At 41.9% G+C, this 13,318-nt stretch carries 9 protein-coding genes; 3 read left to right on the forward strand and 6 right to left on the reverse strand.

From position 1 onward, the window contains the following. Positions 1-3: 3 nt before the first annotated feature. Positions 4-384: a VOC family protein gene (locus ENH88_RS06700; RefSeq protein ID WP_304180991.1), complete on the reverse strand. Its 381-nt coding sequence runs from the start codon at positions 382-384 to the stop codon at positions 4-6. A 192-nt stretch (positions 385-576) separates the two neighbouring features. Between ENH88_RS06700 and ENH88_RS06705 the strand changes: the two genes are divergently transcribed. Continuing rightward, positions 577-1,272: a 4'-phosphopantetheinyl transferase family protein gene (locus ENH88_RS06705; RefSeq protein ID WP_304180993.1), complete on the forward strand. Its 696-nt coding sequence runs from the start codon at positions 577-579 to the stop codon at positions 1,270-1,272. A gap of 157 nt (positions 1,273-1,429) precedes the next feature. After that, entirely contained in the window at positions 1,430-3,454 is a 2,025-nt protein-coding gene (locus ENH88_RS06710) for a S9 family peptidase (RefSeq protein WP_304180995.1), read from the forward strand. A 758-nt stretch (positions 3,455-4,212) separates the two neighbouring features. Here ENH88_RS06710 and ENH88_RS06715 read toward each other — a convergent pair. Then, entirely contained in the window at positions 4,213-5,814 is a 1,602-nt protein-coding gene (locus ENH88_RS06715) for an isocitrate lyase (RefSeq protein ID WP_304180997.1), read from the reverse strand. Positions 5,815-6,072: 258 nt separating this feature from the next. Here ENH88_RS06715 and ENH88_RS06720 point away from each other — a divergent pair, with 258 nt between their 5' ends. Further along, the gene (locus tag ENH88_RS06720; RefSeq protein WP_304180999.1) at positions 6,073-8,250 is read left to right on the forward strand and encodes a malate synthase G; all 2,178 of its coding nucleotides are present in this window, start codon (positions 6,073-6,075) and stop codon (positions 8,248-8,250) included. Between the two features lie 192 nt (positions 8,251-8,442). On the opposite strand, the gene ENH88_RS06725 is transcribed toward ENH88_RS06720, so the two are convergent. From ENH88_RS06725 to ENH88_RS06740, 4 genes are all read right to left on the reverse strand, one after another. Next, entirely contained in the window at positions 8,443-9,168 is a 726-nt protein-coding gene (locus ENH88_RS06725) for a YebC/PmpR family DNA-binding transcriptional regulator (RefSeq protein WP_304181001.1), read from the reverse strand. Between the two features lie 178 nt (positions 9,169-9,346). Beyond that, on the reverse strand, positions 9,347-9,973 hold the full coding sequence (locus ENH88_RS06730) for an HAD family hydrolase (RefSeq protein WP_304181003.1): 627 nt from the start codon (positions 9,971-9,973) through the stop codon (positions 9,347-9,349). A 167-nt stretch (positions 9,974-10,140) separates the two neighbouring features. Beyond that, the gene (locus ENH88_RS06735; RefSeq protein ID WP_304181005.1) at positions 10,141-10,659 is read right to left on the reverse strand and encodes a DUF6702 family protein; all 519 of its coding nucleotides are present in this window, start codon (positions 10,657-10,659) and stop codon (positions 10,141-10,143) included. Continuing rightward, positions 10,659-13,100, reverse strand: a complete 2,442-nt coding sequence (locus ENH88_RS06740) for a M1 family metallopeptidase (protein WP_304181007.1) — start codon at positions 13,098-13,100, stop codon at positions 10,659-10,661. The genes ENH88_RS06735 and ENH88_RS06740 overlap by 1 nt, the downstream gene beginning before the upstream one ends. Between the last annotated feature and the right edge of the window lie 218 nt (positions 13,101-13,318).

Consider the following 13,318-nt stretch of genomic DNA (forward strand, 5'->3'; position numbering starts at 1 on the left):
AGGTTATGCAGCGTGGCTGAAACAAAAGACATTCAGTTTATTACCATCTAGATCACGGAAATAACCGGCATAAAACCCCGGCATTTCACGCGGTCCAGGCGCACCTTCATCGGTTGCCCCAAGTTCAATTGCTTTTGCATAAAAAGCATCTACTTGCGCAGGGCTGTCTACAGCAATCGCGATCATAGTGCCATTACCGACTGTTGCAACATTACCATCATATGGTTTAGTGATGGCAAAACCAGGTTGCTGAGGATCAACACTCCAAGCGACAAAATTATCTGTTTCTAAAAAACGTTGCGCATTGAGTAAAGAGAATAGTTCATCGTAAAATGCCACTGCATTTGGCAATTTATTGGTGCCTAACATTGTATAGCCAATCATCTGAGCTCCTTTGTCTTATTTTGCTTAAATAACAAACTGAATTTAACGCTAAGATCATAGTACGTCTACTGCTAATAATGCTGATGAGTATTTATTAGCAACTAAATAATCATCGCCTTTACTTTATTTATTAACTTATTAACCCTATTATCAAAGCCTTACTAATGACACTAAACTAAACAGCAAAATATTATGGACTTTTCTCTTTATACTAAACTGAGCCCACAACTTCACCATAATAGTTATTGCTGTGAGTTTGATAGTAGCAGTTTTATTGACAGTGACTTTTTAAATTATCAGATTTTGTTTCCGCAACAACTACAAAAGGCAGTTATTAAACGAAGAGCTGAATACCTCGCCGGCCGTTTTTGCGCTAAACAGGTGTTAAGTACCCTCAATGTCCCCTGTTTCGATATTATCTCAGGCCCCGATCGCGCCCCCATCTGGCCTGAAAACATTATTGGTAGTATTACCCACACCCAGGGCGTCGCAATGGCAATGGCAATGGCGTGTCAGCACACTGATGTCGCTGGAATTGGTATTGATATAGAGCAACTAATGAGTGCAAAGCAAGAACTAGAGCTACAAAAGCAAATTTTGCATCCTGATGAATATCCACTATTTAGACAATTGGCTGAGCAGCTTTCACACCCATTAACAGTAATTTTTTCAGCAAAAGAAAGCATTTTTAAAGCGTTATACCCAAGCGTAAAGCAATTTTTTGGTTTTGAAGCAGCCAAGTTAATGGCCTTTGATGAGCAGCAATTGCAATTTACAATAACCAACACACTTGCATCAGCAGTGCCTAAAAACACTCAAATTACGGTGTTTTACCAAATAAATGCAAGCATCGTACTCACTGAGTGCGAGTTTACTATCGCACCTTAACCACTAAAAAGATTGATGGCGGCTAGATTCACCTAACTAGCCACTATTTCATTATTAATTCCTATTCATTTTAAAAGTATTCATCGCATCATGGTGTACCTTTGGGTTTTGTTATTCTATAACGGTTAGGTGCGATAATTAATAACAAGGAATTAAAATGAAATTGATTGCCCTCGCTGCCCTACTAACCTCACTGTGCTTTTCAGTGTTAGCCAATGATAACCTGCAGACTCTACAACTTGAAAACGTATTCGACCTTGAATATGCCAACCAAATTGAAATGACCAATGATGGTAAAACGGTGTACTTTGTTCGCAATCGCATGGACATTAAAAGCGATAGAAAAGTCAGTAATATTTGGTCTGTAGATAGTAATTCAAAGCAACTACAACCACTTACATCTGGCGTACATATGGACTATGCGCCAGTACTTTCTCCTGACCAATCACGCTTAGCGTTTATTTCCACTCGCGATGGCAGTAGCCAAATTTATGTTAAGTGGCTAAAAACAGGCGCACTTGCAAAAATTAGTAACCTGACCCAAAGCCCTTCAAATTTGCAATGGGCACCTAATGGACGGCAACTGCTGTTTAGCCAATTTGTCCCGAGCAAAGTTAGTGCCCCTATTAATTTACCAGGTAAGCCTGAAGGTGCCAGCTGGGCAGAGCCTGCTAAATTTATTGATGACGTATATTATCGCGCCGATGGCGGCGGTTATAGCAAACCTGGTTTTCGTCATTTGTTTACTATTGATGCCAATGGCGGTAATGCTCGTCAGTTAACTTCTGGTGACTTTGATCATAGTGGGCCAGTTAGTTTTGCTGATGAAGGAAATACTCTTTATTTTTCGGCAAATCGACATGCTGAATTTAGGCTCAAACCAACTAATTCAGAAATTTATCAACTGACATTAAACGACTTACAGATCACCGCAGTTACCGACCGAGTGGGCCCTGATAACCAACCACACGTTTCACCAAATGGTCGCTACCTCGCCTACACCGGTTATGATGATAAATTGACCAACTATGAAAATAGCCAATTGTATATTCGCGATTTAAAGTCAGGGGAAACCACTAGTTTAACCAGTGATTTTGACCGTAGTGTCGGGCAAATAAAATGGGCTGATAACTCTAATGGGCTTTATTTTAGCTACGCCAGCGAGGGGCAAACCGTGCTTGCTTATCAACCACGCAGTGGTAAGCGTAAAGTCATTACCGAAAAAATTGGTAGTGTGTCTTTTGGTCGCCCGTACTCTGGTGGTGATTTTGATATCAGCGCTGACGGTGACGTGGCAATCACGCTTGCTGATAGCCAACGTCCTGCTGATGTAGCCATAGTTAAAAATAGCAAAACGCAGCGGCTAACTAAATTAAATGATGATGCCTTAGGTAACAAGCAGCTGGCGAAAGTAGAAGAAATTTGGCTGAAATCAAGCCATGACGACTTACCAATCCAAGGCTGGGTTGCTTATCCTCCAGGGTTTGATAGTAGTAAAAAATACCCGCTTATTTTAGAGATCCATGGCGGTCCTGTGGCCAACTATGGTCCGCACTTTAGTGCTGAAGTACAATTATTTGCCGCCAAAGGTAATGTGGTTTTATACATGAACCCACGTGGCAGCGATTCCTACGGCAAACAGTTTGCGCAAACCATTCATCACAATTACCCAAGTAACGATTTTGATGATTTAATGACAGGTGTTGACGCCCTACTTGGCAAAGGTTTTATTGATCAGTCAAAACTGTTTGTAACCGGTGGCTCAGGTGGCGGTGTACTTACGGCGTGGATTGTTGGCCATACCGACAGATTTGCCGCCGCTGTTGTTGCCAAGCCGGTGATCAATTGGATCAGCTTTGTACTAACTGCTGACTTCTACCCATTCTTTGCCGACTACTGGTTCCCAGGTAAACCATGGCAGCATATTGAGCATTATATGCAGCGTTCACCCATCAGCTATGTCGGTAATGTAAAAACGCCAACTATGCTATTAACCGGTGAAGCGGATTACCGCACGCCCATTTCTGAGACCGAGCAATTTTACCAAGCACTGAAACTACAAGGGGTTGATACCGCGATGGTACGTATTCCTGATGCCTCACATGGTATTACGCAGCGTCCATCAAACTTAATGGCTAAAGTGGCTTATATCCAATGGTGGTTTGATAAGCATAGTAAATAGAAGTGAGTGAGTTAGTGAGTTAGTGAGTTAGTGAGTTAGTGAGTTTGCGAGTTAGTGAGTTAGCGAGTTTGCGAAGCATTGTAGGCGCGATTTTATATCGCGCCATATTCGCAACATAAAATAGTCATTTATAAAAACATTACGCGGGGTAAACCCGCTACTCGCTAACTTTACTCTTGCTAACTTTACTCTCGCTAACTTTCCCCTCGCTAACTTTTTGTAAACCCCCTTTACAGCAATAATGTAAGTAACTCCTTACATACTTAAACTAAATATCGGACTTTGTAAAAAATCGAGTTAGTAAAATTTCGGTTTATGACATTTTTGGGTCGCTAAGTTAGTAAAAAATCGGTTTGAGTCACTGTTTATGGCGTTTGAGTTGGTAAAAAAGTGGTTTACTGTGGTTTCGAGTTGGTAAAAAATCGGTTTATATTTTTACTGTAACGACCAATTACAGCTGTTTTTATCTGAAATCGCCCTTGCCAATCGCCAAAAAAGCGATTTGATCGCAGTATTTGTTAAAAAATAGCAACCAAAAACTAAGCTGGTTAAATACTGATCCAAAAATTTAGACCAAAATAAGCAGCTAGTTAAATACTGATCCAAACAATCATTGTGGAATTACCAGCTAGTTAAATAGTGATCTGAGTGGGAAAGTTAGCAAGTTGGAAAGTGTAAAGCTGAATATCCTCTGTAGTTGCTAGCATCAAAAAAGGGCCTTGCGGCCCTTTGTAACATTGTTGAGTTGGACTGTTATGTTAGAACTGGTTCATAGTATTTGCTTCACCGCCGGCTTTAAGGGCATTGTCACCTGAGAAATACTCTTTGTGTGTATCACCGATGTTAGAACCCGCTAAGTCTTGGTGCTTCACAGAAGCTTGCTCACGACGAATTTCTTGACGTTGCACATCACGTACGTAAGCCAGCATGCCTAAGTCACCAAAGTAGCCTTCAGATAGAATATCAGTACTTAACGCGGCTGTATGGTACGTTGGTAAAGTAATTAAATGATGGAAAATCCCTGCTTCACGTGCGCCATCGCGTTGGAAGTTTTGTACTAACACATCGGCGGCTTGTGCCAATTCAGTATTATCCATTTCAGGTGCCATCAGTGCCTTATTATCATCAATGCTTGGGTAAGCTGATAAATCTTTACCTTCATCAAGCCACTGTTGATAAACCTGCTCACGGAATTTAAGTGTCCAGTTAAATGATGGTGAATTGTTGTAAACCAGTTTCGCGTCTGGTACTTGCTGTTTAACACGATTTACCAATTCAGCGATTTGCTTAACGTGTGGTTTTTCAGTTTCAATCCACAGTAAATCAGCGCCTGACTGCAAGCTGGTCACACAATCAAGTACCACACGGTCCTTCTCTGTGCCTTCGCGGAATTGATAAAGGCCGTTATCAAGGCGGGTTGGTTTACACAATTGGCCGTTAAGCTTCATTGCCGTGTCGCCTTCGTTTAAGTCCTCTACGCCGTTAATCGGTGTGGTTTCTAAAAACGCATTGTATTGGCTCGCAAGATCGCCAGGTGTTTGCGATACCGGCACTTTTTGGGTCAAACTTGCACCCAGTGAATCAGTGCGCGCTACGATAATGCCGTTATCAATGCCAAGCTCTAAAAATGCATAACGTACCGCATTAATTTTTGCTAAAAAGTCTTCATGCGGTACCGTAACTTTACCTGCTTGGTGACCACATTGTTTTGCATCTGACACTTGGTTTTCGATTTGAATGGCACATGCGCCGGCTTCAATCATCTTTTTAGCCAGTAAATAGGTTGCTTCTTCATTACCAAAACCGGCATCAATATCGGCAATAATTGGCACTACATGACTTTCAAAGTTATCAATTTTATCAAGTACTGCTTGCACATCACCGCCGTTCGCTTTGGCGTTATCTAAGTCTTTAAATAAATGGTCCAGTTCGCGGGCATCAGCTTGTTTTAGGAAAGTATAAATTTCTTCAATAAGTGCTGGCACAGAGGTTTTCTCATGCATACTTTGATCAGGTAGAGGACCAAACTCAGAGCGCAGTGCCGCGACCATCCAACCACTTAAATATACGTAACTACGCTTGGTGGTCTTTTGGTGACGCTTAATCGCCATCATCATTTGTTGCGCAGTAAAACCATGCCAGCAGCCTAAAGATTGCGTGTATTGACTGGTATCAGCATCGTATGCCGCCATATCTTCACGCATAATATCTGCCGTAAATTGTGCGATATCTAGCCCGGTACGAAAGCGATTTTGTAAACGCATACGACTGGCGTACTCAGGGTTAATAGCTTGCCATGGTTTACCTTGTGCTTGACAAAGAGTTGCTAACGAATCGGTTTCACGTTGATAAGTAGTCATAATAAAAATCCTTTGAACGGGTTAAAACAAAATTAATATTGCTGGTTGTGAGAGAGGCTAATGAGTATCAGCTCGTTAGCGCTTAACTCAACATTAGGCTGATTTTTCAGATTTAGTAAATTTATAGTTGTTATGCTGGCTATATACTTTATGAATGGCCAAAACCACACGAGCGGTCGTTTTTGAGTTATGGTTACAGCACGACAATCTACAATCGTCATTTAATTAACACCGCGACCGTTTAAAAGGATACCGATTATGACCACCTCTCACAGCCAGTTTGGGTTAACTGTAAATAACCAATTAGCCGACTTTATTAACCAACAACTGCTACCTGGCACCGGCATTAGCGAACAGCATTTTTGGCAAGGGTTTGCTGATATTATTGATGATTTAAGCCCCATCAACCGCCAACTACTTATTAAACGTGAAGATCTACAACATCAGATTGATAGCTACCATGTTGCACACACCCACTGGGATGCTGCGCATTATCAACAGTTTTTAACTGATATTGGCTATTTAGTTGCTGAGCCAGAAGATTTTTGCATTGAAACCGATAATGTAGAGCCTGAAATAGCACACACCGCAGGCCCGCAGCTCGTTGTGCCAGTAAGCAATGCACGCTTTGCTCTTAATGCTGCAAACGCTCGCTGGGGCTCGTTATACGATGCTTTATACGGCACTGATGTGTTAAGTGAAGAGGATGGAGCCGAAAAAGGCAGCACTTATAATCCTGTTCGCGGCTTTAAAGTAATGGCCTATGCAAGGCAGTTTTTAGATAAAGCCATCCCCCTTGAAAATGGCTCACATATCGAAAGCACTAATTATTCGGTAGTGAATGGACAGCTTTTTATCACCTTACGTGATAGCTCACAAACTGGGTTAAAACAACCAACACAACTTGTTGGTTTTCAAGGTGAAGCACAAAATCCAACGGCTATTTTACTGCTCAGTCACGGCTTACACATTGAGCTACAAATTGACCACAATCACCCAATTGGTAACGCCGATAAAGCCGGTTTAAAAGACGTGGTGCTAGAAGCCGCATTAACAACCATAATGGACTGTGAAGACTCCGTTGCCGCCGTTGACGGCGAAGATAAAGTGCAGGTTTACCAAAACTGGCTTGGTTTAATGAAAGGCACGCTGGTTGAATCATTCACTAAAGAAGGTAAAACCATTGAGCGTACACTGGCGCCAGATCGCAACTACAGCGGGGTTAATGGCCAACCGTTGACTTTAAAAGGCCGCAGTATGATGTTCATCCGTAATGTTGGTCACTTGATGACTAATCCTGCAATACAAGATAGCCAAGGTCGGGATGTATTTGAAGGCATTATGGATGCGGTGATCACAGCCACTGCAGCGCTGCATGACTTACAAGGTAATAGCCCAGTTAAAAACTCCAGCGCAGCCAGTATCAATATTGTAAAACCCAAAATGCATGGCCCGGAAGAAGTCGCCTTTACAAACACTCTATTTAGCCGCGTTGAGCAGTTACTACAGCTTCCTGCAAACACCGTGAAAATGGGTATTATGGATGAAGAGCGCCGCACTTCTGTCAACCTTAAAGCCTGTATCGCAGCAGCAAAAGAGCGCGTTGTATTTATTAACACTGGCTTTTTAGATCGCACAGGGGATGAAATTCATACTTCAATGCAAGCCGGTGTGGTACTACCAAAAGCAGCAATTAAACAACAACCTTGGATAGCCGCGTATGAAGATCGTAATGTTGATATCGGCTTGCAAACCGGCTTAAGTGGCCGCGCGCAAATCGGTAAAGGTATGTGGCCAATGCCTGATAAAATGGCATTAATGATGGAACAAAAAATTGCCCATCCGCAATCTGGCGCAAACACCGCCTGGGTGCCCTCCCCGACTGCTGCTACGTTACATGCTATGCACTACCATGATGTTGATGTATTTGCCTGCCAAAAAGCCATCTCTGAACGTCAACAAGCCAGTTTAACGCAGCTACTCACCCCACCTTTGATGGTCGATCCGAATAGTTTAACTAAAGAAGACATTCAGGCCGAGCTTGATAACAATGCACAAGGTATTTTAGGTTACGTGGTGCGCTGGATTGACCAAGGCGTTGGCTGCTCTAAAGTACCTGATATTAACCACATAGGCTTGATGGAAGATAGAGCAACCTTGCGTATATCAAGTCAACATATGGCTAACTGGTTGCACCACGGAGTGTGTACACAAGCGCAAATAGAAAACACCATGGCCAAAATGGCTAAAGTGGTCGATGGTCAAAATGAAGGCGATGCGAGGTATAACAATATGGCTGACTCAGCCCAGAGTTTATCACAAAATATTGCTTATCAAGCCGCCCTAGCCCTTGTGTTAGAAGGGGTGAAGCAACCCAGTGGTTATACTGAACCATTATTGCATGCGTTTCGTATAAAGTTTAAAGCGCAACAATAACTCTCCTTCGAGTTTGTTAGTGTCATATTGCCAGCCCTCGGGCTGGCTTTTTTATTACCTATTCATAACTACAATGAATGGCTAACATTCAGCAACCAACAAAAAAGCGCATTAAAAATAATGCGCTTTCAAAACAACGGCGTAATCTTACGCAAGATTTATCCTAGCTAACTTTACTCTCGCTAGCTTTACTTAACTAACAACCGTTGCATTGTGATAAACATGTTGTACGTCATCACAATCTTCAAGCATAGTTATAAACTTTTCAAAATTAGCGATGTCGTCCGGATCAGTGATATCGACATGGACTTGCGGTACGAAGGTAATTTCGTCAACTTCAAAGTTAATATCTGCAAATGCATCTTCTAGCGCGGTTTTTGCTTTGTAATATTCAGTATGAGGGGCAAATACAGATACTTTACCGTCTTCCACTTCAACGTCAGTAACATCAACATCAGCCATCATCAGCGCTTCAAGCACCACTTCATCATCATCCCCCGAAAAACCAAGCACAGCTAAGTGATCAAACATATGGGCTACACAGCCTGGCGTGCCTATTTTAGAGTCTGTTTTAGTGAACGGTAAGCGAACATCTTTGATAGTACGATTTGGGTTATCTGTTAAACAGTCAACTATCACCATGCAATTACCAGGGCCATAACCTTCATAGCGTGCTGTTGAATAGTCTTCCCCGGCACCACCTGCTGCTTTTTCTATCGCTTTTTCGATTACATGCGCAGGAACTTGATCTCGCTTGGCACGTTCGATTAAACGTTTCAGAGATTGGTTTACTTCTGGATCAGGTTCACCATTTCTTGCCGCAACGTAAATTTCTTTGCCGTATTTAGAATTAACTTTGGTCTTCGCATTGGCTGTTTTTGCCATGGCGTTTTTACGGACTTCAAATGCTCTGCCCATCTTATGCCTCTATTGGAAACTCGATATTGCCGCCATTTTAACAATTCACGCAGTTTTCAGCTAGTGATTAAATGGCTACAAGATTACGATTAGATATTTAATTTTTTATGGCTTGGTATTAATAAAAATAAAACAACATGCTATTTAACATAATAATAAAAATTCGTTAAACAGTGGACTATGAGATCCGAGATTGTTGCTGTTTTTCACTTAATTGATTTATTAACCCAGGTAATTCAGAAAAGTGCTTTACAATGTAATCGGCTTGATTGGCATACGCAGGAATATCGCTCGGTGCATATAAGCAGGCTCGCATATTAGCATTATGTGCGGCTTGGATATCATAAAGGTAGTCGCCTACATAAAGTATATGCTGTTGCTCCATTCCCCATAATGTTGCAATTGCATTTAAGGCACTAGGATCAGGTTTTGCTGGTGCATCACTGCGAGTGAGTACAGTCTGGATAGGCAATGGGTTTTTTTTTAATTTAAGTGCAGCTGCGCGGTCATAATTACGCGTTACGATTGCCATCGGTAGCGCTTGATCTTTTAACCGTGCAATAGCCTGCGCTACACCAGGTAGAAGAACGGCGTGTTGAGCATCTATAAGCTCGTGCTGGTGAACAATATTCATTGCTTCTTCACGCATATAGGGCGAAGGCAGCTGGGCTATAAAACTAAGTAAATCGAGCTCTGCTGGGCAACCAATTTGTGCCTTTATCAGGGTGAAATCTAACTCCGATGACATAAGCGTGCCATCTAAATCAAAAATGACCCCAGTGACCATGCTCTGATGCATATTCATATCATTCCTTGTATATTACTTCATTTTCATCCGCATAACTTAACTCCCTATAAGATAGTTTAACTAATTGGATATGAAAAGAAACATATTAATATTTAATATAAAAAATTAATAAAAAACGCGCACAAAACTACTGTGCGCGTCGGTTGGGGGACTATTAAATTTGCCTACTTAGTTTGCTCTACCGCTGTATTCGCTGGTTCAAAGCGCGCTTCTAGCCAAGTGTCATCTTGGGTAAAGTGCAGTGTTTTCACTTTGCCTTTACCTTCAACATTAACCATATTGACTTGTGCAGGCCATAAATCACGCAGCGCACCATGACTCATACGAATACCTTTAATATCTTTAGGAATGGGCGCTTCTTGGTACACCCAAAAGAACTTTCCATCTATTTGCGCGCCCACTTCCTGCAATTCTAATGGCTGTCCATCAAGTGTTTGCAGAGCTACATGCGACTCTATATAGTCTGCAAAGCGTTGTTGATCTTTTTTATTACTAATAATATCAGCACTGCCAGGGAATAAATGCTCCACAGCATGCTCGGTATCGTGTAAATAAAAACGATGCATCAACTCGATGTTGTTAGTACGCTTATTAAATAAAACCGTGGTTACAGACGCTTTCAGTTGATGCGCCAGCGCAGGCGCAGCAACTAACATAGCAAGCGTAATGAGCAAAAAACGCATTATTGTTGTTCCTTAGCGTCATCTTTCTCTTGATCATTCTTTAATTCAGTTTTGCTATCATGCATGATATCGCGGCTGACTTTCGCTTTACTCTTATCACGCTTATACACTTCAATACGTGATGGAATAATACGGCGGGGGTAGTTGTTATTTTCAACATCGACATCAGCCGTTTCCCAGCGAGGGTCAACAGACACTGACACAAGTGGCTTATTGTTATCGGTGATAATAAGCTTTTGCACATGCTTATGATTACGACGCCAAATTTCAGCAGGGATATACTGCTCTTCTTTACTGCCGTCTTCATAAGTCAGTTCAAGTAGAATTGGCATCACTAAGCCACCTAAATTTGAGAACTCCAACACATAGTAATTTTTATCTTCTGCAACGGCGCGATCCAGTACTTTCCTTTCCCACGGCTCTAAATCTTTTAAGAACTTGTTATACGCGTTACGCTCTTTATTAGTCACAGTAAAGCGGTCATTGGTGTCATAGAAATCGGTCACGTCTGGGTTTTCTTCAACCCATAATTTCTTACCTTCGGCTTTATTACGCTCAACGAATAAAGGCATTGGTTTAGCCGCTTCAATATCACGGAGGCGGTTAAAATCAATATCTGGATTTTTGGTGTCTAAACGCAATTGATAGACTTTATCTAACGAAATATCAACATGATCTGTGCTGTAAAACCAACCACGCCAGAACCAATCTAAATCAACACCAGACGCTTCTTCCATAGTACGGAAGAAATCAGCAGGGGTAGGGCGTTTATATTTCCAGCGCTGGGCATATTCTTTAAAGGCAAAGTCGAATAACTCTCGGCCTAAAATAACTTCACGCAAAATATTCAATGCGGCAGCAGGCTTAGTATAGGCATTAGGGCCTAAGCGCAATACGCTGTCAGACTGCGTCATAATAGGCACTTGGTTTTCAGACTTCATATAAGCGACGATATCGCGCGGCTCTACGCCCCATGGAATAGTTGGATCCCATTCACGTCCAGCTACACCATCTAAAAAGCTATTTAAGCCTTCATCCATCCAGGTCCATTGCCGCTCATCGGAGTTAACAATCATTGGAAAGTAAATATGACCTACTTCATGGATCACCACACCAATTAAAAAGCGTTTTTCGGCCTGCGAATAAGTACGAGAACCATCATCTTGTAGTTTGGTACGTGGGCCATTAAAGGTGATCATTGGATATTCCATGCCACCTACAGGGCCATTCACAGATTGCGCAACCGGATATGGGTAGTCAAACGAATAGCGAGAATACACTTGCATGGTATGGATCACAGCTTCTGTAGAATACTTTTTCCATAAATCGCCACCTTCCTTGGGGTAAAATGACATCGCCATCACTAAAGGTTGTTCATTACCACCTTGCTGATAACCTTTGGCATCCCACATAAATTTACGTGATGAAGCCCAGGCAAAATCACGTACGTTTTCGGCTTTAAAGCGCCACGTTTTGGTTTGGTCTGTGCCTTGTTTTTCGTTCTCGAGGGCTTCTTCTTCAGTGACAATGAATACAGGACGCTGCGCATTTTCAGCTTGTTCTAAGCGCTTACGCTGAGTACGCGTTAACACACTGCTGGCATTATCAAGTTTACCAGTTGCTGATACGATGTGATCTGCAGGCACAGTGATCTCAACATCATAATCACCAAATTCAAGGGTAAACTCACCACTGCCTAAAAACGCTTTGTTAGTCCAAGCTTCATAGTCTGTATATGCGGCTAAACGCGGGAACCACTGCGCAAGCAAAAATATGTCATTACCATCTTCTGCAAAGTGTTCATAGCCTGAGCGAGCACCGACGGCATCTTCCTCAACAATGTTGAAAGCAAAGTTCATACTGAACTCAACATCTTTACCAGGCTTAAGCGGCTCGTTCAGATCAATCCGCATTAACGTATCAACCACAGTAACGTTTAACTCTTTACCGCTCTCATCTTTAACATTAGCTACCGTAAAACCTAACTCATTATCGCTCATAAATTGCTGACGACGAAGTTGAGCTAAGCTTAACTTGGCCGGTTTGTCGTCTGGACGACCTTGTAATTTATCAGCGTTAAAGGTTGTTGTACGTTCTGCGATTGAATCACTTTTAAAAATATTTTGATCGAGTTGCAGCCATAAATACTTAAGCGTATGTGGCGAGTTATTTTTATATTCAATCGTTTGGCTTGCTGTTAAACGGCGCTTTTGCTCATCTAAAGTAACGTCAATATCGTAATTAACTTTCTGTTGCCAATATTTTTCACCGGGCTCGCCAGCGGCACTGCGATATACGTTCGGAGTCGGCAGAGCTTCATCAAGTTGACGAAACTTATCAACATAACTGCCTTTTGTTTGTTCAACTGAAGAAGCCAAAACAGAACTTGAGAGCGCTAATGGTAAAAACAAAGCCCCTAAAGTTATCACTGCTTTTTGCATAATTAATCCTGTTAAATTTTCGTGATCTTACTGTGTCAAAATGGCCTGAGTTATTCAATAAAATAGCGATAAACCGCCGCTTTTATAGGGTAAAAAATGACATATTTGAAAATACAGATTAATTCTACTCGTAAACACCTTGTAAAGGGGGTTTACAGTAGCCAATGTATTTTGTCGAAGTAATAGCAGCCTGCGACAAAAAGGGCGCTTGCAATCAC

The sequence above is a fragment of the Pseudoalteromonas prydzensis genome (assembly GCF_011050055.1).
GTDB lineage: Bacteria > Pseudomonadota > Gammaproteobacteria > Enterobacterales > Alteromonadaceae > Pseudoalteromonas > Pseudoalteromonas prydzensis_A.

Coding starts and splice junctions, on each gene's coding strand:
- ENH88_RS06700 (WP_304180991.1), bottom strand. CDS start 384: ATGATTGGCTATACAATGTTAGGCACCAATAAATTGCCAAATGCAGTG.
- ENH88_RS06705 (WP_304180993.1), top strand. CDS start 577: ATGGACTTTTCTCTTTATACTAAACTGAGCCCACAACTTCACCATAAT.
- ENH88_RS06710 (WP_304180995.1), top strand. CDS start 1,430: ATGAAATTGATTGCCCTCGCTGCCCTACTAACCTCACTGTGCTTTTCA.
- ENH88_RS06715 (WP_304180997.1), bottom strand. CDS start 5,814: ATGACTACTTATCAACGTGAAACCGATTCGTTAGCAACTCTTTGTCAA.
- ENH88_RS06720 (WP_304180999.1), top strand. CDS start 6,073: ATGACCACCTCTCACAGCCAGTTTGGGTTAACTGTAAATAACCAATTA.
- ENH88_RS06725 (WP_304181001.1), bottom strand. CDS start 9,168: ATGGGCAGAGCATTTGAAGTCCGTAAAAACGCCATGGCAAAAACAGCC.
- ENH88_RS06730 (WP_304181003.1), bottom strand. CDS start 9,973: ATGAATATGCATCAGAGCATGGTCACTGGGGTCATTTTTGATTTAGAT.
- ENH88_RS06735 (WP_304181005.1), bottom strand. CDS start 10,659: ATGCGTTTTTTGCTCATTACGCTTGCTATGTTAGTTGCTGCGCCTGCG.
- ENH88_RS06740 (WP_304181007.1), bottom strand. CDS start 13,100: ATGCAAAAAGCAGTGATAACTTTAGGGGCTTTGTTTTTACCATTAGCG.